The organism is Fodinibius roseus, from assembly GCF_900129315.1.
Classification (GTDB): Bacteria; Bacteroidota; Rhodothermia; order Balneolales; family Balneolaceae; genus Fodinibius; species Fodinibius roseus.
In genome coordinates this window covers 228708-253314 of sequence record NZ_FQUS01000005.1, presented here as the reverse complement: position 1 = coordinate 253314, position 24607 = coordinate 228708, and the positions used below count along the sequence as shown (strand labels likewise).

At 48.2% G+C, this 24607-nt stretch carries 21 protein-coding genes; 13 read left to right on the top strand and 8 right to left on the bottom strand.

Going from position 1 to position 24607, the window contains the following annotated elements:
- Nucleotides 1-47: 47 nt before the first annotated feature.
- From BUB16_RS06715 to BUB16_RS06700, 5 genes are all read left to right on the top strand, one after another.
- On the top strand, nucleotides 48-1100 hold the full coding sequence (locus tag BUB16_RS06715) for a CNNM domain-containing protein (RefSeq protein WP_073061166.1): 1053 nt from the start codon (nucleotides 48-50) through the stop codon (nucleotides 1098-1100).
- A 23-nt stretch (nucleotides 1101-1123) separates the two neighbouring features.
- Complete coding sequence (locus BUB16_RS06710) at nucleotides 1124-2053, top strand: permease (RefSeq protein WP_073061163.1); 930 nt, start codon at nucleotides 1124-1126, stop codon at nucleotides 2051-2053.
- 149 nt (nucleotides 2054-2202) lie between these two features.
- A complete protein-coding gene (locus tag BUB16_RS21430; RefSeq protein ID WP_170864305.1) occupies nucleotides 2203-2355 on the top strand; it encodes a hypothetical protein in 153 nt (50 codons plus the stop codon).
- Nucleotides 2356-2640: 285 nt separating this feature from the next.
- Nucleotides 2641-3711: a DUF2231 domain-containing protein gene (locus BUB16_RS06705; RefSeq protein WP_073061159.1), complete on the top strand. Its 1071-nt coding sequence runs from the start codon at nucleotides 2641-2643 to the stop codon at nucleotides 3709-3711.
- Between the two features lie 16 nt (nucleotides 3712-3727).
- On the top strand, nucleotides 3728-4105 hold the full coding sequence (locus tag BUB16_RS06700) for a nuclear transport factor 2 family protein (protein WP_244545655.1): 378 nt from the start codon (nucleotides 3728-3730) through the stop codon (nucleotides 4103-4105).
- A 122-nt stretch (nucleotides 4106-4227) separates the two neighbouring features.
- Here BUB16_RS06700 and BUB16_RS06695 read toward each other — a convergent pair whose 3' ends face one another.
- The 6 genes from BUB16_RS06695 to BUB16_RS21170 form a co-directional block, all read right to left on the bottom strand.
- Nucleotides 4228-4584 (bottom strand): DUF3147 family protein, encoded by a 357-nt coding sequence (locus BUB16_RS06695; RefSeq protein WP_073061157.1) that lies wholly within the window; start codon nucleotides 4582-4584, stop codon nucleotides 4228-4230.
- Between the two features lie 152 nt (nucleotides 4585-4736).
- Nucleotides 4737-7835: an efflux RND transporter permease subunit gene (locus BUB16_RS06690; RefSeq protein WP_073061155.1), complete on the bottom strand. Its 3099-nt coding sequence runs from the start codon at nucleotides 7833-7835 to the stop codon at nucleotides 4737-4739.
- 39 nt (nucleotides 7836-7874) lie between these two features.
- Entirely contained in the window at nucleotides 7875-9620 is a 1746-nt protein-coding gene (locus BUB16_RS06685) for an efflux RND transporter periplasmic adaptor subunit (protein WP_073061152.1), read from the bottom strand.
- Between the two features lie 59 nt (nucleotides 9621-9679).
- On the bottom strand, nucleotides 9680-9955 hold the full coding sequence (locus BUB16_RS21175) for a hypothetical protein (protein ID WP_139240214.1): 276 nt from the start codon (nucleotides 9953-9955) through the stop codon (nucleotides 9680-9682).
- A 4-nt stretch (nucleotides 9956-9959) separates the two neighbouring features.
- Nucleotides 9960-11198 (bottom strand): TolC family protein, encoded by a 1239-nt coding sequence (locus tag BUB16_RS06680; protein WP_084088090.1) that lies wholly within the window; start codon nucleotides 11196-11198, stop codon nucleotides 9960-9962.
- A 63-nt stretch (nucleotides 11199-11261) separates the two neighbouring features.
- The gene (locus tag BUB16_RS21170) at nucleotides 11262-11696 is read right to left on the bottom strand and encodes a hypothetical protein (protein WP_139240213.1); all 435 of its coding nucleotides are present in this window, start codon (nucleotides 11694-11696) and stop codon (nucleotides 11262-11264) included.
- A gap of 223 nt (nucleotides 11697-11919) precedes the next feature.
- On the opposite strand from BUB16_RS21170, the gene BUB16_RS06675 reads away from it, so the two are divergent.
- Genes BUB16_RS06675 through BUB16_RS06660 form a run of 4 tightly spaced genes read left to right on the top strand, consistent with a single transcriptional unit; the run spans nucleotide 11920 to nucleotide 18277 of the window.
- On the top strand, nucleotides 11920-13200 hold the full coding sequence (locus BUB16_RS06675; RefSeq protein ID WP_073061147.1) for a TolC family protein: 1281 nt from the start codon (nucleotides 11920-11922) through the stop codon (nucleotides 13198-13200).
- A 37-nt stretch (nucleotides 13201-13237) separates the two neighbouring features.
- On the top strand, nucleotides 13238-14662 hold the full coding sequence (locus BUB16_RS06670) for an efflux RND transporter periplasmic adaptor subunit (protein ID WP_244545654.1): 1425 nt from the start codon (nucleotides 13238-13240) through the stop codon (nucleotides 14660-14662).
- A gap of 57 nt (nucleotides 14663-14719) precedes the next feature.
- Nucleotides 14720-17860, top strand: coding sequence for an efflux RND transporter permease subunit (locus BUB16_RS06665; RefSeq protein ID WP_073061145.1), 3141 nt, complete (start codon nucleotides 14720-14722; stop codon nucleotides 17858-17860).
- A gap of 57 nt (nucleotides 17861-17917) precedes the next feature.
- Complete coding sequence (locus BUB16_RS06660) at nucleotides 17918-18277, top strand: P-II family nitrogen regulator (RefSeq protein ID WP_073061143.1); 360 nt, start codon at nucleotides 17918-17920, stop codon at nucleotides 18275-18277.
- 184 nt (nucleotides 18278-18461) lie between these two features.
- Here the strand turns inward: BUB16_RS06660 and BUB16_RS06655 are convergent, their stop codons facing one another.
- Nucleotides 18462-19148 carry a transposase gene (locus tag BUB16_RS06655; protein WP_073061140.1) on the bottom strand — a complete coding sequence of 229 codons (687 nt, stop codon included), beginning with the start codon at nucleotides 19146-19148 and terminating at the stop codon, nucleotides 18462-18464.
- Between the two features lie 201 nt (nucleotides 19149-19349).
- The gene (locus BUB16_RS06650; protein ID WP_280173645.1) at nucleotides 19350-21122 is read right to left on the bottom strand and encodes a PAS domain S-box protein; all 1773 of its coding nucleotides are present in this window, start codon (nucleotides 21120-21122) and stop codon (nucleotides 19350-19352) included.
- A 755-nt stretch (nucleotides 21123-21877) separates the two neighbouring features.
- Here BUB16_RS06650 and BUB16_RS06640 point away from each other — a divergent pair.
- The 4 genes from BUB16_RS06640 (at nucleotide 21878) to BUB16_RS06625 (ending at nucleotide 24315) form a co-directional block, all read left to right on the top strand.
- Nucleotides 21878-22465 (top strand): carboxymuconolactone decarboxylase family protein, encoded by a 588-nt coding sequence (locus BUB16_RS06640; RefSeq protein ID WP_073061134.1) that lies wholly within the window; start codon nucleotides 21878-21880, stop codon nucleotides 22463-22465.
- 86 nt (nucleotides 22466-22551) lie between these two features.
- Nucleotides 22552-23442, top strand: coding sequence for an RNA polymerase sigma-70 factor (locus BUB16_RS06635; RefSeq protein WP_073061131.1), 891 nt, complete (start codon nucleotides 22552-22554; stop codon nucleotides 23440-23442).
- Nucleotides 23443-23493: 51 nt separating this feature from the next.
- Nucleotides 23494-23967, top strand: a complete 474-nt coding sequence (locus tag BUB16_RS06630) for an OsmC family protein (protein WP_073061129.1) — start codon at nucleotides 23494-23496, stop codon at nucleotides 23965-23967.
- Nucleotides 23968-24036: 69 nt separating this feature from the next.
- Nucleotides 24037-24315 (top strand): hypothetical protein, encoded by a 279-nt coding sequence (locus BUB16_RS06625; RefSeq protein ID WP_139240212.1) that lies wholly within the window; start codon nucleotides 24037-24039, stop codon nucleotides 24313-24315.
- The last annotated feature ends 292 nt before the right edge of the window (nucleotides 24316-24607 follow it).

The window sequence follows — 24607 nt, the reverse complement described above, 5'->3', positions numbered from 1 at the left end:
TAAAGATATAGCTCTCATCTGGTTAATATCGCCAGTCTTATTTGTTTATGGAATTATACCTACGACTATTTGGTGGATTCATCCTCTTAGCCCTCAATGCCTTTTTTGTGGCTACAGAGTTTGCCCTGACCCGCCTGCGCCAGTACAATCGAGATGAACTTGACGATAGTGCCGGGTTGAATCGTGCGTGGCAAATGACAGAAACCCTGGAGATCTATCTCACCTCTTGCCAGATTGGAATCACTTCCACCAGTATCCTGCTTGGGGTTATTGCCGAGCCGGCCGTTACCGAATTGATTGAATTGATGTTTGCCGTGGAAGCGATTGGTTCAATATCCGCTCATACCATCTCTGTTATCCTGTCGGTAACCGTAATAAATTTTGTACACACAATCTGGGGTGAGCAGGCCCCGACCTACCTGGGGGTTGAGCGGGCCAAAGGGGTAGCCCGGTACTGTGCCTCTCCTCTGTACTGGTGGACCTACGCCATTTATCCATTCCTGCTTCTCGGCGACTATATAACCAAGGCCACGCTGCGACTGTTCGGTGTTGAGATGAAAAGAACATGGCTCCAGAGTGAAGGTGAATCCGCGTCAAGTGATATTCGCTCGGCCATGGTAGACCTGCTCAAAACGGGTGGAGTGGAAGGAGAACGGCGCGAGGAAGTCATCAACGCGCTGGATATCGAGCATATACCAGTCAGTGAAATTATGATACCGCGCGAAAAGATCGTGACCCTGACTACTCAAAAACCGTTCTATGATAATTTGGAAACCATCCGCAGCCATATGCAAGCACGGTACCCGCTGGTGGGAGAAACGATTGACGATTTCAGGGGCATTCTATACACCCCGCAAATAACAGCCAACATGGAAGAGTTGTTAAACGGGGGGCGGGAACTGGACGACTTCGACTGGCCGAAACTGACTGTTCAGCACAATCTTCCGGTCAGCAAGCTCATCGACCGATTCCAGGAACAACATCACGAACTGGCATTGGTACAAGAAAATGGTCATACGGTAGGTCTGGTGACCCTGACTGATGCCCTGGAAACAATTATCGGACATGCGGAAGACCCTTTGGATTTGCTTGACAATTAATTTGAGCTCATTTCATTGCGGCGGTGGCCTTTACGTTTGCCTCCACCAACCTTGTTATCGAGCTGGGGATTCTGATTATGATTTTCCTGGGCTGGCAGTTTTTGGCGGCCGAAATTGTGGACGGACTTGTCCTTATTGCCATCAGCAGCCTACTCATCAAATGGACCTATCCCGAAAGCTGGCTGCAAGCGGCCCGTGAAAAGGTGGAACAAGATGACGATGGACTGACCGAGGATTTCGACTGGAAAGACCGTATCACCAGCAAAGAAGGATGGCAGCTGGTTGGTCATAAATTTGTCAACGACTGGAAGATGGCCTGGGAGGATATTTTGATTGGTTTTACTATTGCTGGCTTCGTAGCCGTGCTGGTGCCCGAATCGTTCTGGACCACGCTCTTCCTGGCGGATGCCCGGCATCTGCCCAACTGGCTGGTGACGCTAGAAAATGCGATGGTGGCCCCGTTTGTGGCAGCCTCCACTTTTATCGGCTCGATGGGCAACATCCCGCTGGCAACGGTCCTCAATCAAAACGGGGTACTGTTTGGCCGGTATCATGGGTTCTACTCCGACCTGATGGTACCGCCGCTGGTGCACATTAACGCCAAATACTACGGCTGGCGGGTCGCTCTCTATATTGCAGGAATCATGTTTGTCAGCATTGTACTGACGGCCTTGATTCTGAACGGGCTCTTCTCATTCCTGGGCATCGTACCGGAAAGCAGGCGCGTAGTTTCGGAGATCACTCAATTCAAAATCGACTACACCTTCTGGATGAACCTTTTTTTTGTGTGGATTGCGGGAGCCTTGGTGTGGCTGCATAAAAAATACCTGCAGAGCCACCAGATGAAGATGATGGATATGGAAGGCGGTGGCAAGATTAAGAAAACCGCCGTTTACCTGTTTATCGCTATTCTTTGCGGTGGACTTATTTCATTTTTGGTTACTGCAATCTAGCTTCTGTAAATAGCTGATTACACTATGAGAAGAGTTTAAGCTTAATTTAAGGTGCAGGTATTATATTTATGCTGTCATAACTTTAGAGCACATTCGAGTTATTCTTTTTTCTACAATAGCTACTAAGCATAGACCTAAAGGTGACTGACATGTTTGAACATGACAATGAAGCCGATGATGCCTTTGAAGAACTTTTCCGAAAAAAAGTGCAGGAGTACGAGATTGACTACCGGGAAGAGGACTGGTTGAGGCTCAAGAAAAGGCTTGATCTCCTGTTGGCAAGCCATGAACGTAAAAACTAATGGTAAGATCATTAAACAGGTAACATCCAACTGGCGTTGGAAATGCACCTCAGTCGGAAACCCACAAATAGGAAATAATGACACCTATTTAATAAAAGCTTCAGTGGTGGAGTTAAATACGTAACTCATCCTTTTTCATCGTACCCAAAGCTTATGTCAATTCCTGGTTTAAGCTTAATTTAAGGTTGGTACATTATCTTTTAAGTTTCGCAGACTGTCATTTTCTGTAATCACCATTAAATGTGATGTTATTTACAATTTAAACGTTGAGGTTTGAGGATTTTTATGGAATTGATTCCCGAGTGGGCCCCCAACATACATCCGATCCTTGTTCATTTCCCAATAGCCATTATCCTGCTGGCAGTATTGATGGACTTGCTGAACTTCTTTCTACCCGATAACTGGTGGGATGATCTCAAATCGACCATCCTTTACGGTATAGGTGCTGTCTCAGCTATTGCCGCTTACTATACCGGGACCTGGGCGGCCGACAGCGTGTTTTTGCCGTCGGGAGCGCAATCGGTTTTAAATGAACATGCCGACTGGGCCCTGTGGACCGTCTGGTTCTTTGGAATTTATGCCCTGCTACGGATTCTGCTCCACTGGTATCAAAAGATGGATCAGCAGACCATTCGAATCGGCCTGTTTGTTCTTGCCTTGCCTGGGGTATTCTTCCTTTATGAAACCGGTGATCACGGTGCTGAAATGGTCTTTGGCTATGGAGCGGGTACCGGTCAATTGGTAGAGCAACAAAGCACTGCCTCGGTTTCCACGGATAGTTTGCAACAAGCAAACACCACCTTCAGGGTCAGTGATAATGGCAACTGGTCGTGGAAGATCGGTCCGAATGGGGTAAGCACCCTGCTTTCCCGGTTCCGGTGGCTGGAAGGGTCAGCCTCCCAGCTGCAACCAACCATCGTGAATAGCGGCAACAATTACCTGCTTAAAATATCTGCTGACTCTACCACGAATTTCTTTGTTGGGAAAGAGTCATTCCAAAACGTGCAGGTCGATTACTACCTGGATCTGTCTGATTTCAATGGAGAGATATCTCTCGTCAACCACATGCAAGATGCCCAAAATTATGATTTTGTGATGCTGTCTTCTGATGGCACCGTATCCCAGGGACGGGTAAGCGGGGGCAACCGTCAAGTATTTGCCGAAGAATCCTATTCAGCTTCGGGCATGCTCTTTATTCGTACGGTTGGCAACGGCACGCATTTCCGCGGCTACATCAACAAAGAGATGGTGGTCCATGGACATGGCGATGCTCCCGAGGCTGGAAGTGTGGGGCTAAAGCTAAATGGAACTGGAACCATACTTATTGATCGGATGACCTTAACGCAACTCAATTAATCATTAAAACTACGTTATGTTTACTCGAATATCATTAACTGCAGCTCTATTATTTATAATAGGAACTTCTATATCTGTAAGTCAGCCTTCTGCATCAGAGAAAAGTGTAATCAAGACGCTTGACGCATTCCATCGGGCCATTATCGATAATGACAGTCAGACAGCCCAAAACCTGCTATCAGAATCTGTACGAATCCTTGAAGGTGGCAATATTGAAACAAAGGAGGAATACTTGTCTCACCACTTTCATTCTGACGGGAAATTTCTGAGTGCCATGAAACGGGAAGTTGAAGCACGAAATGTGACGATTAAAGGCAATACCGCCGCAATACCGCCTGGGTCTCAACTCACTCGCGAACTTGGGGCACCTACAGCGATAGAAAATTGGATCTAAACAGTCTCGAACTGGCTGTTCTTAAGAAGGAAGAAGGGCATTGCCAAATCACCGCACTCCATTGGTCCTCGGCCAGTCGAAATTAAAAGTTAATTCAGGTCCCTAAAGCATGTAGTACATTCCTAAGGAATCAAAGTTATCCCAAAATTTTTCGCAACAAAAGCGGTAATAACGAAGCAAATAACGGTGATTCCTACACAAGCGGCGAGCGACCACCAAAAGCTAATGCCATTCTTTAATAGCACCGGCATAGCCAGAAACATCGGCAGCGTAGGAATCACATACCAAAAGGTATAGAAGGCATGATTACTGATTTTTTCGTCTCCCTGTCCTTCAATATAGAGCCAAACCATCACCATGATAGTAACAAAGGGAAGCGAAGCCAAGAGCGCGCCCAACCGGTCGGTTCTCTTGGCCACTTCCGAAACCAAGACGATGACAAAGGCCGTCACTGCATATTTTAGAATGAGAAATTTCATAATCCTAGTCTTTATTTACCAATAATTTACGATCCAGTAATATCAAACTAATAATAAAAAGGCTGTTACTGCGGTCAAACAGTAACAGCCTCGGGGAATATCCCGGTCGTATGACATCGTTGGTTAACTCCCCGATTTCTGCAGGTAACATGTTAGGACAACGCTACAGAATCATTTTTTTCAAATTGTGCCAACAAAGCAGGTATCACAATCATGTTAAGTAAGGTGGAACTTATGAGTCCACCCAGAATTACCTGTGCCATGGGTGACTGTATCTCGTTGCCCGGCTCACCGGCTGCCAGTGCCAACGGGATCAAGGCAAGCCCAGCAGTGAGCGCTGTCATCAGGATGGGGTTGAGCCTCTCCATGGCACCTTGGCGGATAGCATCCATGAAAGATTTGCCTTCCTCCCAACGCAGGTACTGGTAGTGGGAAACAATCAGTATTCCGTTTCTTGTGGCAATACCGAACAGCGTAATAAACCCAACTAATGAGGCGATGGATACGATACCGCTGGTAAACCACACGATAAAAATACCGCCGATCAGGGCAAAGGGCAGGTTGACCATCACCAGCAGAGCTGTTTTAAGGGAGCTGAACTCCAGATACAGCAGCATATAAATGAGCAGAATCGCAACGATACTCAGCAGTGAGATGGTACGGGTGGCTTGTGCCTGACTCTCAAACTGTCCGCCATATTCCACAAAGTAGCCCTGTGGAAAATTGACATTCTCTGAGACATTGGCGCTGATCGCATTCACGGTACCCCTCAGGTCGCGCCCGGCCACGTTGGCCGAAACCACAATTTTACGCTGCACGTTCTCGCGGCTGATGGTATTCGGACCGCTGCGCGATTTGATGCTGGCCAACTCTGAAAGCGGAACCACAGTCCCGTCTTCAAGCGTTAATTCAGCATTTTTCACAGCCTGGATACTTCCTCTGTGTTCCTCATCGTAGCGAACCATCAGGTCAAACAACCGGTCCCCTTCAATAATCTGGGAGACCGTTTCCCCAGCAAAGGCCACGTCTACTTTTTCTGACAGGTCGCCGATGTTCATGCCATAACGCGCCAGAGCTCGTCGATCGGGACGAATCTGGATTTGTGGGACATTCTGCTGCTGTTCAACTGAGAGGTCCACAACGCCTTGGACGCCCTCCATCTGGCCTCGTACCTGCTCGGCCAGTGTACGCAAGCGGTACAGATCGGGTCCAAAAATCTTCACAGCGATGTTGGCCCGCGTTCCCGAGAGCATGTGGTCAATACGGTGTCCAAGAGGTTGACCAATCGTGATATTGGTTCCGGAGACTATGCTTAAATCAGACCGCAGCTCTTCCAGGACCTGCTCCTTGGTCGTGCCTTCCGGAATATCTAAATCCACATTAATTTCAGAGGCATTAACCCCTTGCGCATGTTCGGAAAGCTCCGCACGGCCCGTACGCCGTGCCGTACTGGTAACCGCCGGATGGTCCAGCAGAATATTCTCAATGCGCTTTCCAATTTCGTTGGACTCATCCAGCCCGGTGCCGGGAATAGTGACGGCGCTGATCACCAGTGTGCCTTCATTAAATTCTGGCAGAAAAGAGCTACCCAGGTACGGTACCATAACCAGTGTACCCAAAAACAGGACCAGCGTGCCGGTCAGCACACTTTTTTTATAGCGAAGAACGCTATTCAGCACACGATCATAACCGGATTTAAGTTTTTTGGTAAACCAGCTTTCTTCCAGCTTGCCTTTTGCCGCCTGTCCCGGCAACAGGTAGTAACAAAGCACGGGCGTTACCGTCATTGCAATGACCAGGGAGGCTCCGATGGACACGATATAGGAGAGCCCTAGTGGCTTTAGCATACGTCCCTGCAGCCCACTCAAAAAAAAGAGTGGAATAAAGACGATCATGATGATCAGTGTGGCATTAATAATCGAGGTCCGTATTTCCTTGGATCCTTCAAACACCACCTGCATCGCCGATTTCTGCTCCGACTCCGGGAGCTTGGCATTCTCCCGAAGCCGCCTGAACACGTTCTCGACATCAATGATCGCATCATCCACAATCACCCCGATAGCAATCGCCATTCCCCCTAAGGTCATCGTATTGATGGTGATATCGAAAAACTCGAGTACAAATACCGAGGTAATGAGCGCCAACGGTATGGCCGTGAGGGAAATCATCGTCGTACGGAAGTTAGCCAGGAAAAGCAGCAGGATAATCACCACGAGTATAGCTCCATCCCGTAACGCCTCAATGACGTTTTCAATAGCCAGGTCGATAAAGTCAGCCTGCCGGAAAATATGGGTATTGATGGTAAACCCTTCAGGCAAATTCTGCTCAATTTGTGCCAGCGTTTCATCGACGCGATCCGTTAGATCAAGGGTATTGATATCCGGCTGTTTCTTGATCGAGATAATTACCGCCTGATCCCCATTGACAGAAGCGTCACCAATTTTCTGAGCGGCATCAATCGTTACATTAGCAACATCGCCGATAGTAATCGGTTGGTTGTTGCGTTCAGTCACTACCGATTGCCTGATATCTTCCAGCGAGTTAGCCCGTCCAATACCACGAATGGTATATTGCTGGCTGTACTCCTGGAAAAACCCCCCAGAAAAGTTTTGGTTGGAGGATTCGGTAGCCTCCATCACCTGGTCCAGTGTTACATCGTAGGCTTTCAGCTTGTCCGGATCAACGCGGACCTGGTACTGCTTGAGTCCGCCGCCAATGGGCACCACCTGGGCCACCCCGGGAATCGCCAGCAGGCGGCGTCGTATTTCCCAGTCGGCAGCGGTCCGTATTTCCAGTTCCGAATGCCGGTCGCTTTCTACACTCACCAGCATAATTTCTCCCATAATGGAAGAGATCGGCGCCATCACCGGTGGCGGCACTTCTTCCGGCAATCTATTGCTTACCAGCGAGAGTTTTTCATTGACGATTTGGCGGGCTTGATAAATATCGGTGCCCCATTCGAATTCTACCCAGACGATGGAGAATCCTTTGGAGGTAGCCGAGCGCACCCGTCGCACGCCGCTGGCACCATTGGTAGCCGTTTCAATCGGCAGAGTTACAAGCTGCTCCACTTCCTCCGGGGCCATACCATGCGCTTCGGTCATCACCGTCACGGTGGGAGCCGTCAGATCAGGGAACACATCAACGGGCATCTTGATGACCACATAGATCCCCGCAATAAGCAAAGCCAGGGAACCGATGACCACAAAAAGCCGCTGTTTCAGCGATCCTTTAATAATTGCATCTAACATATCAGTTCTGTTTAATAAATTTTAAATTTCTATGCTCAATTAGTGAGAGTGTCCGTGGGAGGGAGCTTCCGACGAAAGCGAAGCCAGTTTTACCTGATAGGCATTTTCGGTCACTACATGCTCTCCACCTTGCAGGCCGGAGGTAATTTCCACCCATCCGCGATGTTCAATGCCGGTCGTAACCCGCTGCTTTCGAAAGGATTCACCGGAGACATGCACGTACACGTTGTAGTTTCCTTCCTCCTCAATTAACGCGGACTGCGGAATTGCCATAACATTCTCTTTGGTATCAGTATTGATATGTACCGTAGAGAACATGCCTAAGGGCAACCTATTTTGAGTATTGTCGAGCTCATAAATCAGGGACAATGTGCGATTTTTCGGATCAATGCTATTCCCGCGGCTGATTAATCGTCCATCCAGCTCACTAACTTCATACAGTCGGTTATCACCCTGCACCCGAAATGCCGCCTGGTTGGCATTGGCAATACGGCTCTGCTGGGCAGCGGGAACATGGGCCTTGAGCCACACCCTGGAGGCATTTGCAATGCGATACAACGGCTGACCCGCCTCAACCTGCATGCCGGGCGTGACATAGGACTGAATAATAGTCCCACTGAGGGGAGCCTTGAGCGCAAACCGGTAGGATTCGGCTGATTTACCATAGCCTTCGACAGCAGCCGTATCCACCTGTATTACTTCATTGATCGTCTGGTAGCGCGTCAATGCCTGTCGGTACTCAATGCGAGCCTTATGAAGTTCGATCTGTGGAATCGCCTCTTTTTGGTACAAACGCTTGGAGCGTTCCAGACTGGCCTCGGCCAGCTCCAGCTCAGACTGGGCATTGATAAACTGCTGGGCGTAATTGTCGCCGCCTCCCGATTGGATCGCAGGATTTAATACCGCCATTGAAGCTCCTTTTTGCAGCTGCTGTCCGACAACCGGCAGGTTGCCGTTTTGGCTGGACAGGATAATGCCTGAAAAAGGAGCGGAAACAACGGCCTGGCTATTCTGCGCCGCCATAATTTCACCGGTGGCATCTACGGTCTCGGTAAGCGTTCGTTGCTGGACCTCCTGCGTACCAAATGGAATATCCCACTGCTGCTCCTTTAAAAAGGTGATCAGATTGGGATCTTCCTCGGCGTGCGTTTGTGGAATTTCACTAGCAGAGTTATACACAGGAATGCCATTGACCTGCATCGTATCGTTCACCATACCACTGATCATAATGGTTAAATCATAACGACCCGCCTGGTCAAAGGTTAAATCCGGACCATAAATACCGGGGATCTGCACCTCATTTTCGGTCACTGACAATTGTGCACCCTCGGAAGATTCCAACGCAAACGTAACGGTAGAATTGGATAAAGGGGCAAAATCAGATAACCGGGTTAGGTGAACCGCAAACGTGGCTTCCTGGCCAACGATGATTTCCGGGTACTCCATAAAGAGTTCGGTCTCGTTGGTCCAGTGGGTCACCGCACCGGCACCTTCCGACTCCACTACGGCTGCCTGGGAGCCCGTTTCATTATCGTTTGCATGATCTGTATGGGTCTCAACATCATGGGAATGCTGGCCGTCTTCTTCCGTTTGGCTCTCGTCTTCACCGGGGTGGGGGTGGCCGTGCCCTTCTTGTGTTTCTTGCGAAGATTGCTGCTCCGTTTGCGTCTCTTGACCGTGAGAATGGTCAGATCCTTCGCCGTGGCTATGCCCGGAGTCACCCGAACCACATCCGGCTAACAGCAAGCCGACTAAAATAGAGGTTGTTACAAATAAGCGTTTCATAGTTATTGAATATTTTATATTTCAGAAAATTTGTTGTCGTTTTACAGATTTAACAGACACTAATGCTCGTGATCTGATTCGCCGGAGTGAGAATGCTCCTCCTCGCTTTCAGATTGTGTATCTGTATTATCCGCTGTGTCATGCGGGTGTCCGTGTTCTTCTTCATTTTCATGCTGATGGGCCTCATCCATCTCATTATGTGGAGCATGCTGTTCGGTTTCCTGACCATGAGAGTGGTCAGCACCTTCGCCGTGGCTGTGTCCGGAATCGTCTGAGCCACATCCTGTTATCGTTAGTCCTGCTGCGATTGAAAGAATAAGAAGTAAGCGTTTCATAGTATTAGTTGTTTTGAGATTCTGAGATTCGTCCTGCCGACTGCAGGTCCAATTCAAAAAGTGCCTGGTTATAATCGGCTATGGTTTCATAAATCATCGTCTGACCATCAACGTAAGCCTGGGTAGCATCGAGCAATTCAACCAGCGAATAGCGTCCCTGCTGGTAGGCCGCGCGTGCTGCTTCCAGCATGGACACGTCCATCGCGTCTTCCTGCATCGACTGCCACTGCTCCAACACGAGTTCGACTCGCTCGTAAGCCGTTGCAACCTGGTTGCGTACCGCTTGCTGCTTTAAGGTCAGTTCGGTCTGGCGCGAACGCGTCTGCGCCCGGGTAATCGTTACATTGCCCCTGTTTTGGTTAAAGATGGGAAGCTTGATGGAGCCGCCAATGACAAATCCCTCGGAGCCGTCCGACTGATTTTTATAACCGAAATTAACATTCAGGTCGGGCAAACGATCCCGTTTTTCAACCTTGTATTGCAGCTCGGAGGCCCCGAGCATTTGCTCTAGGGCTACCAGGTCTGCCCTATTGGCAAGCGCATATTGAATGAGCGCCTGCTCTTGTATGTTGATGGGCATAATTGATAAGCTATCTGAAGGTTGGATCTGGGTACCCAAGGCTTGCCCTGAAAACAAATAAGTGGCCAACCGATTGCCTGTTTGCTGGAGATTCAGTTGAACCTGGTCGCGTTGTTTCCGATATCGACTGAGTTCCACGTTAAAGCGCTGCACCTGTAGCCCAGAGAACGTGCCCTCCGCCTGGCGTGCCTTGGCAGCGGAACGTGCTTTTCGAATAACCTCCAGTGCACGACTGTATATGTCGAGCTTTTCTGACAGTTGCCAGTACTCGGCATATAAGGTTTTTACCTGCCGGATCAGCTGGAGCCGATCATATTCAAATTGTAGCTGGGCCGCCTTTTGTGATTTGGAAGCACTGCGACTGCGCAGGAAGGGTTGCCCCAACAGCTCAATAGGTTGAGAAACCTGGTAAGTGGTTTCCTGGTAGTCGAGCGTGCCGGCATTTAGCTGCTCGCGGTACACGCTTACCTGGGGATTGGGATACGCCTTGTACCGAATGGCTTCTCCCTGTTTGCGGAGTTGATCATATCGGGCCAGTTCCTGCTGGAGACTGTTTTGCTTAAAAAGCTCGACGGCTTCTTCGAGTGAAATAGATGTTGATTGGGCATGGACCATCGCTGGAAATAATAACAGCAATAGAGTCCACCGTATATACCTTGTCATGGTGGTTAAGTTGTTTTTTTAAATGGTACAATTAGGAAAGGGAAGTCCCTAGATAAGGGAAAGTTAAGCTAAAGGAGGGCCACGAAGAGAAAAAGAAGAGAGGTAATATTGATTGCCTACCGACCTTGGTGGCGGCAGATCAAATATGGAAGGTGTTTCATCGATCACCCGGTTAGACAGCTCATGACCTTCATCAAATGAAAGTATCGCATGCGTCTTAACATCAGGGGTAACCTGAATTGAGGTCGTAAGCGTACCAATAATATCAGTAGCTTTGTTTACCTCATGTTGATGAGTGTCTCGTTCAGAGTCTGCCTGAAAGGGTTGATCATTACTTTCATGCGCATGTACGTGAGCATGTATATCAAGATGATCATCCAGATGTAAAATGATTTCATGGAAATGCGTGCCTTGCCCAAACAACACACAGAAAAGACATCCAAGCAATACAACTTGGGATAAAATTGTTTTGGCGGTATGGGCTTTTTGGTTAGACACGTCCAATTATAGTCAAATGGGCTATTAATACCAAAAATGAAGTAAATTATTGGGTTTCTTTCAAATCTTAAATGTTAGGGAAAAGTACAGGATTTATTTTGCTTTTTATTGAAAACCCCGGGATGATTTAAGGTTCATTTAAGGAAGTTGGTGTTAGCTTAGTCAGAAATAAGATAAAAAACTCTTTTTTACCATTGACTGAATTAAATACACAGCAATAACTATGAACAAAATCATCTTTGCGCCCCTGATAGTACTCCTTTCATTATTGTTGATATCCCCATTGGCAGTAAAAGGACAGACTAATGATTCAACGCTTGTTCTGGATGAACTGATCCAAAAAGTATTGGTCCAAAATCCTGAACTACAATCTTCCTTTCAGGGATGGGAGGCCAGCAAAACCCGAATATCGCAGCAGGAAGCGTTGCCCGATCCGACACTGGGCTTAAATCTAATGAATTTGCCGGTCAACAGCTTTGCCCTGGACCAGGAACCGATGACCGGCAAGCAAATTTCCCTGATGCAGCCTTTTCCTTTCCCGGGTAAGCTCGGGCTGAAAGGAGACATTGCGCGCAGTGAGTCGGACATAACTTTGCACCAATATCAGGAGCTCAAAAATCAGCTGATAAAGAAAACCAAGCAGGCCTATTACGATCTCTATTACATAGATCAAGCCCTGGCTACCGTCGCCGGCAATCAGGAGTTGCTCAGGGAATTCGTGGAAATCGCGGAAACGCGATATGGCGTGGGCAAGGGCATTCAGCAAGATGTACTGCGAGCACAGGTGGCCCTTTCCAAGATGATTGACCGCGAACTCAAACTTCGCCAGCAGCGTGAAGCGATGCAGGCCCAAATTAACACACTGATAAATCAGCCGGCAGATGCCCCGCTTGGGAGAGCGTTGGCTTCCGAACCGAAACCGGAGGAGTACGAATTAAGCTCACTCATCCAGCAAGCCGACAGCACCAGTCCCATGCTCTCTGCATGGAAAACGGCTGTAAAACAAAGTGGGCAACAGGTAGATTTGGCCCAGAAAGACCGCTATCCCGATTTTGCGGTAGGGCTGGCCTATACCCAACGCAATGAACTTCAAAACGGAATGGCGGGCTACGATTTTGTTTCAGCCATGTTCAATGTCAAGATTCCACTCTTTTACAACAAAAAGCAGGACAAGAAGGTGCAGGAGACCCGCATTAGGCAATCTTCCGTGGAATATCGCTACCGAAATGTAGCAAACTCCGTTGAACAAATGCTCCAGCAGTCGTTGACCAACCTTGAAAAACACCGGAGGCTGGTTGACCTCTATAAAACCGGCATTATTCCGCAGGCCGAAGAGTCGCTGGAATCTTCGATGGCCGGTTATCAAAATGATAAAGTGGACTTCCTTTCCCTGCTCGACAGTGAGCTAACACTTTTTGAATTTCGCCTCGATTACCATCGATTTGTGGCCGATTACCATAAGGCTGTAGCAGAACTGGAAGCCCTAACCGGCACCGACCTTTAAACCATTTTAGAAAAACAGAACAATGAGAACCAACACCATGAATACCAAATCTATACTTCTTTCCCTGGGTGTAATTGCCATCTTTACACTGGGCGGCTACTGGCTGGGGACACAATCAACAGATACGACTGCTTCAATTCCTCAGGCTGCTGAAGAGATGCAGCATGATGATATTCAGAAGGATACGCAATCAGAAGCCTCCCAAAAGGGAGACCGAGAAATACTGTATTGGCAGGCCCCGATGAATCCCAGTGAGATATACGACAAACCGGGCAAATCCAAGATGGGAATGGACCTGGTGCCCGTTTATGCTGATGAAGCCAACAGTTCGGAAGGGATGGTTACAATCAATCCGGTCGTTGTCCAAAATATGAATGTGCGAACGGCAACGGTTCAGCAAAAAGATCTTTCCACTACGGTCAGTGCCGTTGGCAAGGTCGAATATGATGAGCAAAAGCTGTACAACGTAAATCCCAAAGTCTCCGGATGGGTAGAACAACTTCATGTAGATTACACGGGTAAAATGGTCCAACGGGGACAACCGTTATTTAGCATCTATTCACCGGAGCTGGTTACCACCCAGCGAGAATACCTGCTGGCTCTCAAAACAAGAGACAAAGTGGGTTCCAGCAGTTTTGACCAAATCCGCGCCGGAGGTAACAGCCTACTTGAAGCCACCCGAAAGCGACTGGAATACTGGGATATTCCTGATTCCGAGATAAAAGAACTCGAACAAAGCGGCGAAGTTAAAAAAGCGGTGACATTAAAGTCTCCTGCTACCGGCGTTGTACTTCACAAGAATGCGGTGGAAGGTGAATTTATCAAATCAGGTACACCGGCCTATAAAATTGCTGATCTTTCAACTGTTTGGGTGCAAACCAGCATATACGACTACGAAGTGCCCTGGATTAAAGAAGGACAACCCGCCCGGATGGAACTTTCCTACCAGCCGGGCAAAACCTACCAGGGAACTGTGGGCTACGTATATCCCAGCCTGGACCAGAAGACCAGAACCGTTCAAGTGCGCCTGGAGTTTACAAATCCCAACCTTGAATTGAAACCAGGAATGTTCACCAACGTCCGTATCCAATCGCGTCCCAAGAACAATGTTACGGTCATTCCCAATGAGGCCATCATCCGAACCGGGGAACGAAATATCGTTTTTGTTGCCAAGGGAGAAGGAGCTTTTGAGCCACGTGAAGTGACTTTGGGCATGGAAGGCGGCCAGCGCAATAATGAAATTGAGATACTGGAAGGCGTGCAGCCAGGCGAAAAGATTGTAACCTCAGCCCAGTTCCTCTTTGACAGCGAGAGCCGTCTGCAGGAAGCCATCCAGAAAATGCTCCAGCAAAAACAAGATACCCCTGACATGGAAATGGAGACCATGGACAGCTCGGGTAGTGAAATGAACCATAAGGAGATGCCGGAAGACACTACCGATCATTCAAACATGAATATGTGATTCCACAGACAAAGCTATAGCACAACCCCCCATTAACTATTTTGGAGATTTAAGAACATGCTACAGAAAATAATTGAACTATCCGTCAACAACCGCTTTATGGTAATTATCGCCAGCATTCTCTTGCTGGCAGGCGGCACCTATGTGATGTACCAAACCCCGGTGGACGCCATTCCGGACCTCAGTGATGTCCAGGTCATTGTATTCACCAAGTATCCCGGCCAGGCCCCGCAGGTGGTCGAAGATCAGGTTACTTATCCGCTGACCACCACCATGATGTCGGTTCCCAATACAAAAACAGTACGTGGCTACTCCTTCTTCGGACTTTCCTTTATCTATATCATTTTTGAGGATGATACCGATATGTACTGGGCCCGAAGCCGGGTACTGGAATATCTCAATACGGCAGGAAGCAACCTGCCTGAGGGCGTTACCCCCACCCTCGGTCCGGATGCTACCGGTGTTGGATGGGTTTACGAGTATGTATTGGACGGAGGCGACCAATACGATCTCCAGCAATTGCGCTCTATCCAGGATTGGTTCCTGAAATACGAACTACTCAGTGTGGATGGGGTAGCTGAAGTTGCCAGTGTGGGAGGACACGTCAAACAGTATCAGGTCGAAGTGGATCCGGATAAACTGCTGGCCTATGATATCCCATTGTCGAAAGTGAAAATGGCTATCAAGCGCAGTAACAATGACGTAGGTGGCCGCCTGGTGGAGATGAGTGAAACCGAGTTTATGGTCCGTGGCAAGGGGTACATTCAGACTGTAGCAGATGTAGAAGATGTACCGATCGGCAGCGATGGTAACGGCACCCCGGTGACTATTCGCAATGTGGCCAATGTTCAAATAGGTCCAGACCTGCGCCGCGGTGTAGCTGACTGGAACGGTGAGGGAGAAACGGTCGGTGGCGTGGTCGTAATGCGCTACGGCGAAAATGCTCTGCAAACCATTGACAACGTGAAGAAGAAGCTGGAAGAGCTCAAAAGCGGCCTGCCCGAAGGCGTAACCATTAAAACGGCCTACGACCGGTCCAGCCTGATCAACCGAGCTATTGCTTTCTTGGAGCACAAACTCTTGGAAGAAAGTATTGTCGTTGCCATTATCGTCATGATATTCCTGCTGCACTTCAGGAGTTCACTGGTGGCTATTATCAGCTTGCCGATCGGTATTTTGGCAGCCTTCCTGGTGATGTACTTCCAGGGTATCAACGCCAACATCATGTCGCTGAGCGGCATTGCTATTGCAATCGGGGCCATGGTGGATGCAGCCATCGTGATGGTGGAAAATGCCCATAAACACCTGGAGAAGGATCGGGGGAAGAAAGGACACTGGCGAATTATTATCGATGCGTCCAAAGAGGTGGGCCCCGCCCTGTTTTTCTCCCTGCTGATCATCACAGTCTCATTCCTGCCGATCTTTGCCCTCGAGGGGCAGGAAGGCCGGCTCTTTAAGCCCCTGGCCTTTACCAAAACCTATGCTATGGCCGCAGCGGCCCTGCTCTCGGTCACACTCGTCCCGGTGCTAATGGGGTACCTGATTCGCGGAAAAATTCAGCCGGAACACAAGAACCCGGTCAACCGGTTTCTGATTTGGATCTACAGGCCGGTAATCAATTTGGCTCTGCGTTTTAAATGGACCACTGTCATCGCCTCTATAGCTATACTGGCCATTTCCATTGTGCCCCTGCAGCGACTGGGTTCGGAGTTTATGCCTCCCATCGAAGAGGGTGACCTTCTTTATATGCCCACTACCGATCCCGGCATTAGCATCACCAAGGCGAAAGAGCTGCTGCAGCAGACTGACAAGATCATTGCCAGCTTCCCGGAAGTAGAATCGGTATTTGGCAAATCGGGACGTGCACAGACCTCAACCGACCCGGCCCCGCTCTCCATGTTCGAGACTATCATCCAACTCAAGCCTGAAGAACAGTGGCGCGAGGGCATGACGATGGACAAACTAAAGCAACAGATGGACGAGGCCATCAAGATTCCAGGCCTTACCAACGCCTGGACCATGCCGATTAAAACCCGGATCGATATGCTTTCGACCGGAATTAAGACGCCAATCGGCATCAAGGTAACCGGACCCAACCTGCAGACGCTTTCGGATCTCAGCCAGGATATCGCCTCAGTGGTGCGCGATGTACCCGGTACACTGAGTGTGTTTGCCGATAAGACGACGGGCGGCAATTATCTGGACTTCAATATCAACCGAAGGGAAGCCGCCCGGTACGGCCTGACGACCGGTGACGTGCAGGATGTAATTCAGTCAGCCATCGGTGGTATGAACGTGACCGAAACTGTGGAGGGACTGGAACGCTATCCCGTTAACGTGCGGTACGCCCGTGAGACCCGTGAAAACCTTACGGACCTCGGTCGGGTGTTAATTCCTACCCCATCTGGAGCGCAAATACCCATTGAATACGTGGCCGACCTGCAGATTCGCAAAGACGCCCCGGTGATCAAAACCGAGAACGCCCGCTATTCCAGTTGGGTGTACGTAGATCTCACCACCTCTGACATAGGAGGCTATGTAGAACAGGCTCGACAGACGGTAGACCAGCGCCTGGACCTGCCCTCCGGCTACAGCCTGGCCTGGAGCGGTCAATACGAGTACATGGAACGCGCCAAAAAGCGTCTGCAGGTGGTGGTCCCGATTACTCTGCTAATCATTTTCTTGCTGCTGTATTTTAACTTTAAAAACCTGCAGGAAAGCCTGATTGTGCTGCTCACACTACCCTTTTCGCTGGTCGGCTCCTTCTGGCTGATGTATATCCTGGGGTATAACCTCAGTGTAGCCGTAGGAGTGGGTGCTATCGCCCTTGCCGGTGTGGCCGCCGAGATTGGCGTGATCATGCTTACCTACCTGGATAATGCATATAACAATCGCAAATATAACGACAAGATGAAGAATCTCGACGACCTTAAGCAAGCCATCTTTGAGGGGTCAGCTCAGCGTATCCGCCCGATATTTATGACGGTTTGTGCCATCACCGGCGGGCTGCTCCCAATTATGTGGGGTACGGGGACCGGGGCAACAGTAATGAAACGGATAGCGGCCCCAATGGTGGGCGGAATGATATCGGCAACCGTACTCAGCCTGGTTGTGTTGCCGGTCATCTACTACCTATGGAAAAGCCGGGAAGTAAAGAAATTAGCAGCGACAAGCGAAGACCAACAAATAACCAATTAACAAATTATGGGCTCCTCGCTTTGGGGAGTCCCCATATTTCAATAAACGGTGGCAACTATGAATGAAATAAAAGCATTTATTCGCAAACGAAAAGCAGAAGAAGTTATTGACGGACTGGAAGCCCAGGGCTTCTGTTGCATGACCCTCATTGATGTTATGGGCCTCGGTCGCATGTCCGATCCCCAAAAAGCGCAACTTTCGATCAGCATTGCCGAACGGTTCTCTGATATTGTAAAACTGGTTGTGGTCTGCAGCCAGGACGACACGGAAGAAGTTATTAAGATTATCCAAAACCACGCCCGAAGCGGTCAGCCCGGAGATGGAATTATCTATGTAACCCCGGTATCGCAATCGATTCATATCCGAAGTGGAAAAACCGGTGATGACTTTTTACAAAGTGAAAGGCATACGCACTAACAAGCTCGAAATAAATTCAGATAAATCTTATGAAATCGAAGACATTTATATTTTTAGCACTGCTAGTAATAGGTATAGCTGGATCCGTAATTTGGTTGATTATTAGGGGGCTTTGAATTACTGACCCTTTTCGGGTTTTCTGAATTTTCGTGGTTTTATGTTTCTAAAACGGGCTAAATTTAGCTTAACCATAATAATATCTCAGTTTTTGGCCCGGAAAATCGGGCCAAGTGGCCATTTTAGCCGCTATTGGGTACACCTCACCCATTAGCCGACTCTGGCCGGGAGCACGTTTGGTTTCTTTTTGGCCCAGCTGATGGAGCGCTCGATGTTCCAGCAGATTGCGCTCCCGGTGGACCGGGCTTTGTTGCGCAGCTTGTTTTTGGCGGTGGCCCAGCGCATTCCGTAGCGATCTTTGATCGCCGCAAACGGGTGCTCGACGTAGCGCCGCACCCGACGCTTGCGCTTGTTGCGCTGCTTTTGGGCCGCGCTGAGCGGATTGTTGCGGTAGGCCTTGTCCAGAGATACCGTAATAGACGCCTTGCTCGCGACATGTTATCTTAACGTCCTTAGAGGGATAGGCCTTGTCGCCGAAGACCGCCCGCTCGTCGCCGGACAGCAGCGCCTCCAGCTCGGTGCTGTCATGGGGGGAGGCGCCCGTAAAGCTCACCTGACGAATCAGTTTGCTGCCCACATCCACGCCAATATGGCCTTTGTACCCAAAATAGTGGGTGCCGCCTTTCTGGGTGGCATCGGCATCGGTATCGATTTGGCCCGAGGGGGCCTCGGCCAGCCGCCGCCTCGAGCGCGAAACCTGACCTGACTCGCTAGCCCATTGATCCAGAATGCTGAGTTGATGGCGGTTATTCATGATAAACAGGAATGTTAATGGCTATATTGGAAAATGTAACCGAAATCTACAAATTATGAACGTCAACATCGAAAATAAGGGGTTCTGCAAAGCCCCTATAATATCTACTTTTTTAAAATCACTCCACTCAATAGTTTCCACTTTACTCCTGAATATTAGTTTTTGTGATGCCGTTAGAGGGTGTTAAGGTAATACTGCTCATTAGCACAACTCCAATACAATGATAACTACACTTATTAAGGGTATACATCTTCCAATTAGTTTAAAATGAATCAAGTCTCGATATCGGCATACTTTTAAAAGAGCTTCCAATTCCTTTTGTATCGTTTTTTTAAACCTTAATTCAAATGTGGTTCCGTTTCCGGTACTTATGTTAAGCTCTGCATCAAGTTGATCTTTTAACGTATCCACCAATTGCATGCCGAGAGTCTTAGGATTTTCAACGTCGATATTTTCTGGTAGTCCTTTGCCGTTGTCGCTGACTCTCAGATACACTTCCTCGTTTTCAGAATACAGCTCGATTTCCAGAACCGCACCGTTGCCACCGTAGAAGGCATGTTTTAAAGCATTCGTTACCAATTCATTCACGATCAACGCACAAGGCAGTGCCTGATTAATATTTAGTTCCACTGAAGCCGTATCGTATCTCAGCTCCACATTGCCATTAAAAGTCTTCACCGTCTTTACAACCAGCCGCTTTATATTTTCCCCGAATTCAATCCTGGCAAAATGTTGCTGTTGGTACAGAATTTCATGTGTCAGGGCAATAGAGTTGATGCGGGTTTGGCTGTCCCTAAGCCTTTGTTTTAGCTCACCGCTGTCCGATTCCATCGCTTCCAGTTCCATTAACCCGGAAATGATTGCGAGATTATTTTTAACCCTGTGGTGAATTTCTGCAAGAAGAGTGTCTTTCTCTTCCAATGACTCACTGATCGCTTGTTCATGCTTTTTCTTTTCGGTAATGTCCTGGGCGATGCCTTCCAACATCAGCGGCTTTCCGTTTTCATCCCGGTTGAGTGTTATTCGTTCCAGTATCCACTTTACTTTGCCTTCCGGAGTAATGATTCTATGTTCCGAGTCATAAAAATCCTCATCCGGAAAAGCTTCTTCCACATCTCTCAAGAACAGTTCTCTGTCCTCCGGATGGATGGTCTCAAGCAGACTCTCGAAACTGGGCTCTAACGTATCAGGATCAACCTCCCAAATGTTATACACTTCCTCAGACCATTCTGATTCATTCTCAATCAGATTATGAGCCCAGTACCCCATTTTTGCAATTCGCTGAGCCGTATTCAGCTTTTCATTGGCTTCCTCCAGTTTGTTCTGCGTCTCTCGTAAAGACGATATATCGATCCCGATACCCAGGATTCTGTCTTTCCCCTTCATCTGAACCCTGCTGGCTTTTAAATAAAGCGGAATGTGTGAGCCTGATTTGTCTTTTAGTCTACCTTCTAATTCAGTATATCCTTTCCTCAATACTTGTTGTATAGCGGAGGCTATAATAGGTCGATCCTGGGGAGCGAAAAAATCCAACACATTCATATCGGAAATTTCTTCCGATGTGTACCCGGTAACCTCTTCCGTATAGTCATTCCAACGAAGCATATTACCCTCGGTATCGAAGAGGTAAAACGTACCGGGTAATTTCTCCGTAAGTAAGTCAAGTATCTGTTGCTCTTCCCTGTGTTTGGCTTCTGTCTTTACCTGTTTGGTTACATCCCTGGCAACGATCAACTCACATTTTTTCTCCTCTGTCTTAATTGGATGCGACATAATATTGACGTAAAGGTCTTGCCCATCCTTCGCTTGATGTCTCCAGATGCCCGCATCATCGAAAGCGTTTTTTTGTTCCTTCAGAAATTCGAGTAATTTGGGTACCTCCTGCCGGGGACCAAGATCTTTGATGGTAAGAGAAAGCATTTCCTGCCTGGAATAACCGTATAATGACAGGGCGGCTCCATTAACATCAAGAATCCGAAGGCTCTCCAGATCATAAATTCACATCGGATTCGGATTTTCTTTAAAAAATAGGTCAATGTTCTTTACTGACATAATACGACGCGTTTAGATTCGAGAACGGTTGGCGTCTTAGTAAGCAGGTAACCGGTTATCCTTTGGCAAGTCTTGTAGATGACATAAAATTTTCCTGCATAACAACATTCTTAATGTAATGTATTGTCTATACTCGTTAAATTCTACCTGAATAACCCAGACTTTATTAGTGCAAATATCAATTCCCGCAACTTTTCCTATTACAGAATAGTAGTCCTTTTCTCAACAAAAACGGATAAGCAGAGCAACTACAGTAAATAAAAATTGTATCATATAAGCTTCCCTGAAGTTGACCGTTTGAAGGTAAATACAATTGACTGCCCGGCAACTACAGGATCTTTTCTTTGAAATAAAACTGATTAACAGAAGCCTTTGAATAACCAGGATTTTGTTCAGGGTCACGACCAGATGGAGGGTGCCCTCGGGGCATATAGCTTATATACGAGAATTTCAACCGGCCGATAACGCCGATATTGGCCAAAAAAACGGTTTTGCAAGGGTTTCTAAAAGTTTGGTGTCACAAATGAAAGGGCTGGCTCGTCACTATAGTAAAGCCCTACAAGATCCGTCAGATTTCAACCTGTACGTATTTGTCTGGGAAAGTGGATTTTACGAAATCTGGCGGATCCGGAATACTGGAAGATGAATATTCTCCCAAAACATAACCAATCAAAATTATGAATACTGCTATTTCATCCCTGAACCAGCAAGTTTCCACTCCCCGGCTCGAACCCATCGAACAGCCAGCGTCGCTGAAATTGAAAATAGCCTACTGGTACAGCAAGCGCTTAATGGGCAAAGTCATTACCCCACTGAAAGTACACTATGCACGGTTTCCGAAGGCGCTGGGCCTGTCCCGGAAAATCATGCAAACAGAAGAAGCCATTGAACTTGATGAAACGCTAAAACACCTGATTAAGGTCTATGTAGCTACCTTGAACGGTTGTGCTTTTTGCGTTGATATCGCTAAGGCATCGGCCCACAAGAACGAACTCGATGAAAAAAAATTCAAAGACCTGCTCCGGTTTGAAAACAGTGATCGGTTCACACCGGCCGAAAAAGCAGCCCTCGCTTATGCGGATGAAGCCACACGAAACAAACATGTTTCAGACGAAACGTTTGAGCGTCTGCAAGCCCAGTTCAGCGAACGGGAAATCGTACAAATTACAATGCTTAATGCCATTGAAAATTTCTTTAACCTGATGAACGCCCCGGTGAACATCGGCTCTGATGAATTGTGCGCGATTTGGGCGGATAATCAGTAAATATTTTATTAACATAATTTGGAAACGCATTGCGGCACTGCCGGTTTTTTTTCAACCCGACAGGGCGTTACCCGATAACATCCAATATGACTAAACAACATAAGCTCACCGATATTTTTGAACAGCAACGTCTCCGTCTGTTTCGGCAAGCCTACGGAATGCTGGGCAGGGTCGCTCCCGCCGAGGATGTCGTGCAGGAAGCCTGGCTGCGCTGGCAAAAGCAGGATATGGAAACCATCCGGTCGCCGGCAGCTTTTTTTTCAACGGTGGTACACCGTATATGCCTCGATGAGCTGAAGAAAGCCCGCCACCAGCGGGAGAGGTATATCGGCCCCAACCTCCCGGAACCCCTGCTGGAAGCACCCACCCGGACTCCCGATGAAGAACTGGAACTGGCCGAATCGCTTTCTATGGCCATGCTGGTGATCCTGGATGAGCTTTCGCCGGTTCAGCGGGCCGTATTTATTCTCCGGGAATTGTTCGAATATGACTATGAAACCATTTCGGACGTTGTAAACAAGTCGACCGCACACTGCCGTAAAATTGCCCAGCGGGCACGGGATCAGATTCACGATCGAAAGCCAGTGTTCGAACGTAAGCCGGCCGCACAGCAGGGGCTCGTCAAAGCTTTGCTGGAGGCAGTCCAGCGCCAGGACTTGGCGGAAGTAGAAGCCTTGCTGGCCGAGGACTCTGTTCTCTACTCTGACGGCGGCGGTAAGGTAACCGCTGCCCGAAAGCCGATTTACGGAAGCAACAAAATTGCCCGCTTTCTGGTGGGTATTCAAAAACAAGCACCCGAAGGTAAAAAATGGTGGCTCGAATACACTTCCGTTAATGGTGAGCCCGGCATGATTATCCGGGTGGAAGGCCAGTTGTATAATGTTTGGTCTTTTCATATAGAAGAGCAAAAAATAGAAAGCATATACGTAGTGCTAAATCCCAATAAACTCGGTACAGCCAAAAAACAGCTCTCATAATTGCTGATATTAAATCATATCCTTCAAGCATAACATCACAAAGAGTTAATCATGTCTCTCTATTCTGCCACCATTTCCTGGTCCCTTCACGATGATGAGAAATTTACTGACAGCCGTTATTCCCGCGCCCACAACTGGCATTTTGACGGTGGCGAAACCCTGCGCGCCTCCTCCTCGCCACAGGTAGTGCCTATACCCTATTCAGACGAATCGGCTATAGATCCCGAGGAGGCATTCATCGCCTCTCTTTCCAGTTGCCATATGCTGTGGTTTCTGTCCATTGCCGCCAGGCGGGGATTTGTCGTGGAAAAATACGAAGATAAGGCAAAGGGAGTGATGCAGAAAAACGGAGAGGGAAAATTAGCTATCACCGAAGTAACCCTGAAGCCGGAAGTGCAGTACGCAAAAAGAAGTCAACCCACTGAAAAAGAGGAGAGTGACATTCATCACGAAGCCCATGAGCAGTGTTTTATTGCCAATTCGGTGAAAACGGATATATCAGTGAAACCAACTGAACGTATGTAGACTTTTACTACTAAAACAATGTCTGCAATCTGCATTCGATGCCTTAAGCCGAGATCTGAGATACCAGCTATGAACAACAAGTCAGAAGCAACAGCAAACGATGTCGCACACAGGAATTGGTGGCAGACTTTCGAGATTGTCTTTGGAATTCCTTTTTTGGCTGCTATAGTCCTGGAGTTTGTCGTACCGCTCTCGCTCCCTTCAGAATTCCTTTCCCCTGCCCTCATCCCCGGAGGCATAGCCCTGACCATCTTTGGGATGACCCTGATCCTGCATTTAATCCTCAGGAAATATGCCAAATTGAGTGCATTTGAACTTATCCGGAACGGTATCAAAAAAAATTATTAGATTATAAACCAAATGGAGCACGAAATGGAGCATCATCCCGATAGCTGACCGATCAAGAAATTTGTGAGGAATAATCCCAGCCGTAGAAAAGAAAGAGCGTCAGTCTACGATTGGGATAACTGAGTCCCGGGCGTCTGTCGGACTTAGCAATATCTACTACGAGTCAGTCGTATGTTTGGCCGGTTTCCGAGCTCTCTTTCGTTAAATAGGCCCACTATTCGCCTCAAAAGACCCCAAAACCTGACTCAAATTGTCTGGCGCTCCCCGTGTCCTCTAAGTCCGGCAGACTCCT

Coding starts and splice junctions, on each gene's coding strand:
- BUB16_RS06715 (WP_073061166.1), top strand. CDS start 48: ATGGAATTATACCTACGACTATTTGGTGGATTCATCCTCTTAGCCCTC.
- BUB16_RS21430 (WP_170864305.1), top strand. CDS start 2,203: ATGTTTGAACATGACAATGAAGCCGATGATGCCTTTGAAGAACTTTTC.
- BUB16_RS06705 (WP_073061159.1), top strand. CDS start 2,641: ATGGAATTGATTCCCGAGTGGGCCCCCAACATACATCCGATCCTTGTT.
- BUB16_RS06700 (WP_244545655.1), top strand. CDS start 3,728: ATGTTTACTCGAATATCATTAACTGCAGCTCTATTATTTATAATAGGA.
- BUB16_RS06695 (WP_073061157.1), bottom strand. CDS start 4,584: ATGAAATTTCTCATTCTAAAATATGCAGTGACGGCCTTTGTCATCGTC.
- BUB16_RS06690 (WP_073061155.1), bottom strand. CDS start 7,835: ATGTTAGATGCAATTATTAAAGGATCGCTGAAACAGCGGCTTTTTGTG.
- BUB16_RS06685 (WP_073061152.1), bottom strand. CDS start 9,620: ATGAAACGCTTATTTGTAACAACCTCTATTTTAGTCGGCTTGCTGTTA.
- BUB16_RS21175 (WP_139240214.1), bottom strand. CDS start 9,955: ATGAAACGCTTACTTCTTATTCTTTCAATCGCAGCAGGACTAACGATA.
- BUB16_RS06680 (WP_084088090.1), bottom strand. CDS start 11,198: ATGACAAGGTATATACGGTGGACTCTATTGCTGTTATTATTTCCAGCG.
- BUB16_RS06675 (WP_073061147.1), top strand. CDS start 11,920: ATGAACAAAATCATCTTTGCGCCCCTGATAGTACTCCTTTCATTATTG.
- BUB16_RS06670 (WP_244545654.1), top strand. CDS start 13,238: ATGAATACCAAATCTATACTTCTTTCCCTGGGTGTAATTGCCATCTTT.
- BUB16_RS06665 (WP_073061145.1), top strand. CDS start 14,720: ATGCTACAGAAAATAATTGAACTATCCGTCAACAACCGCTTTATGGTA.
- BUB16_RS06660 (WP_073061143.1), top strand. CDS start 17,918: ATGAATGAAATAAAAGCATTTATTCGCAAACGAAAAGCAGAAGAAGTT.
- BUB16_RS06655 (WP_073061140.1), bottom strand. CDS start 19,148: ATGAATAACCGCCATCAACTCAGCATTCTGGATCAATGGGCTAGCGAG.
- BUB16_RS06640 (WP_073061134.1), top strand. CDS start 21,878: ATGAATACTGCTATTTCATCCCTGAACCAGCAAGTTTCCACTCCCCGG.
- BUB16_RS06635 (WP_073061131.1), top strand. CDS start 22,552: ATGACTAAACAACATAAGCTCACCGATATTTTTGAACAGCAACGTCTC.
- BUB16_RS06630 (WP_073061129.1), top strand. CDS start 23,494: ATGTCTCTCTATTCTGCCACCATTTCCTGGTCCCTTCACGATGATGAG.
- BUB16_RS06625 (WP_139240212.1), top strand. CDS start 24,037: ATGAACAACAAGTCAGAAGCAACAGCAAACGATGTCGCACACAGGAAT.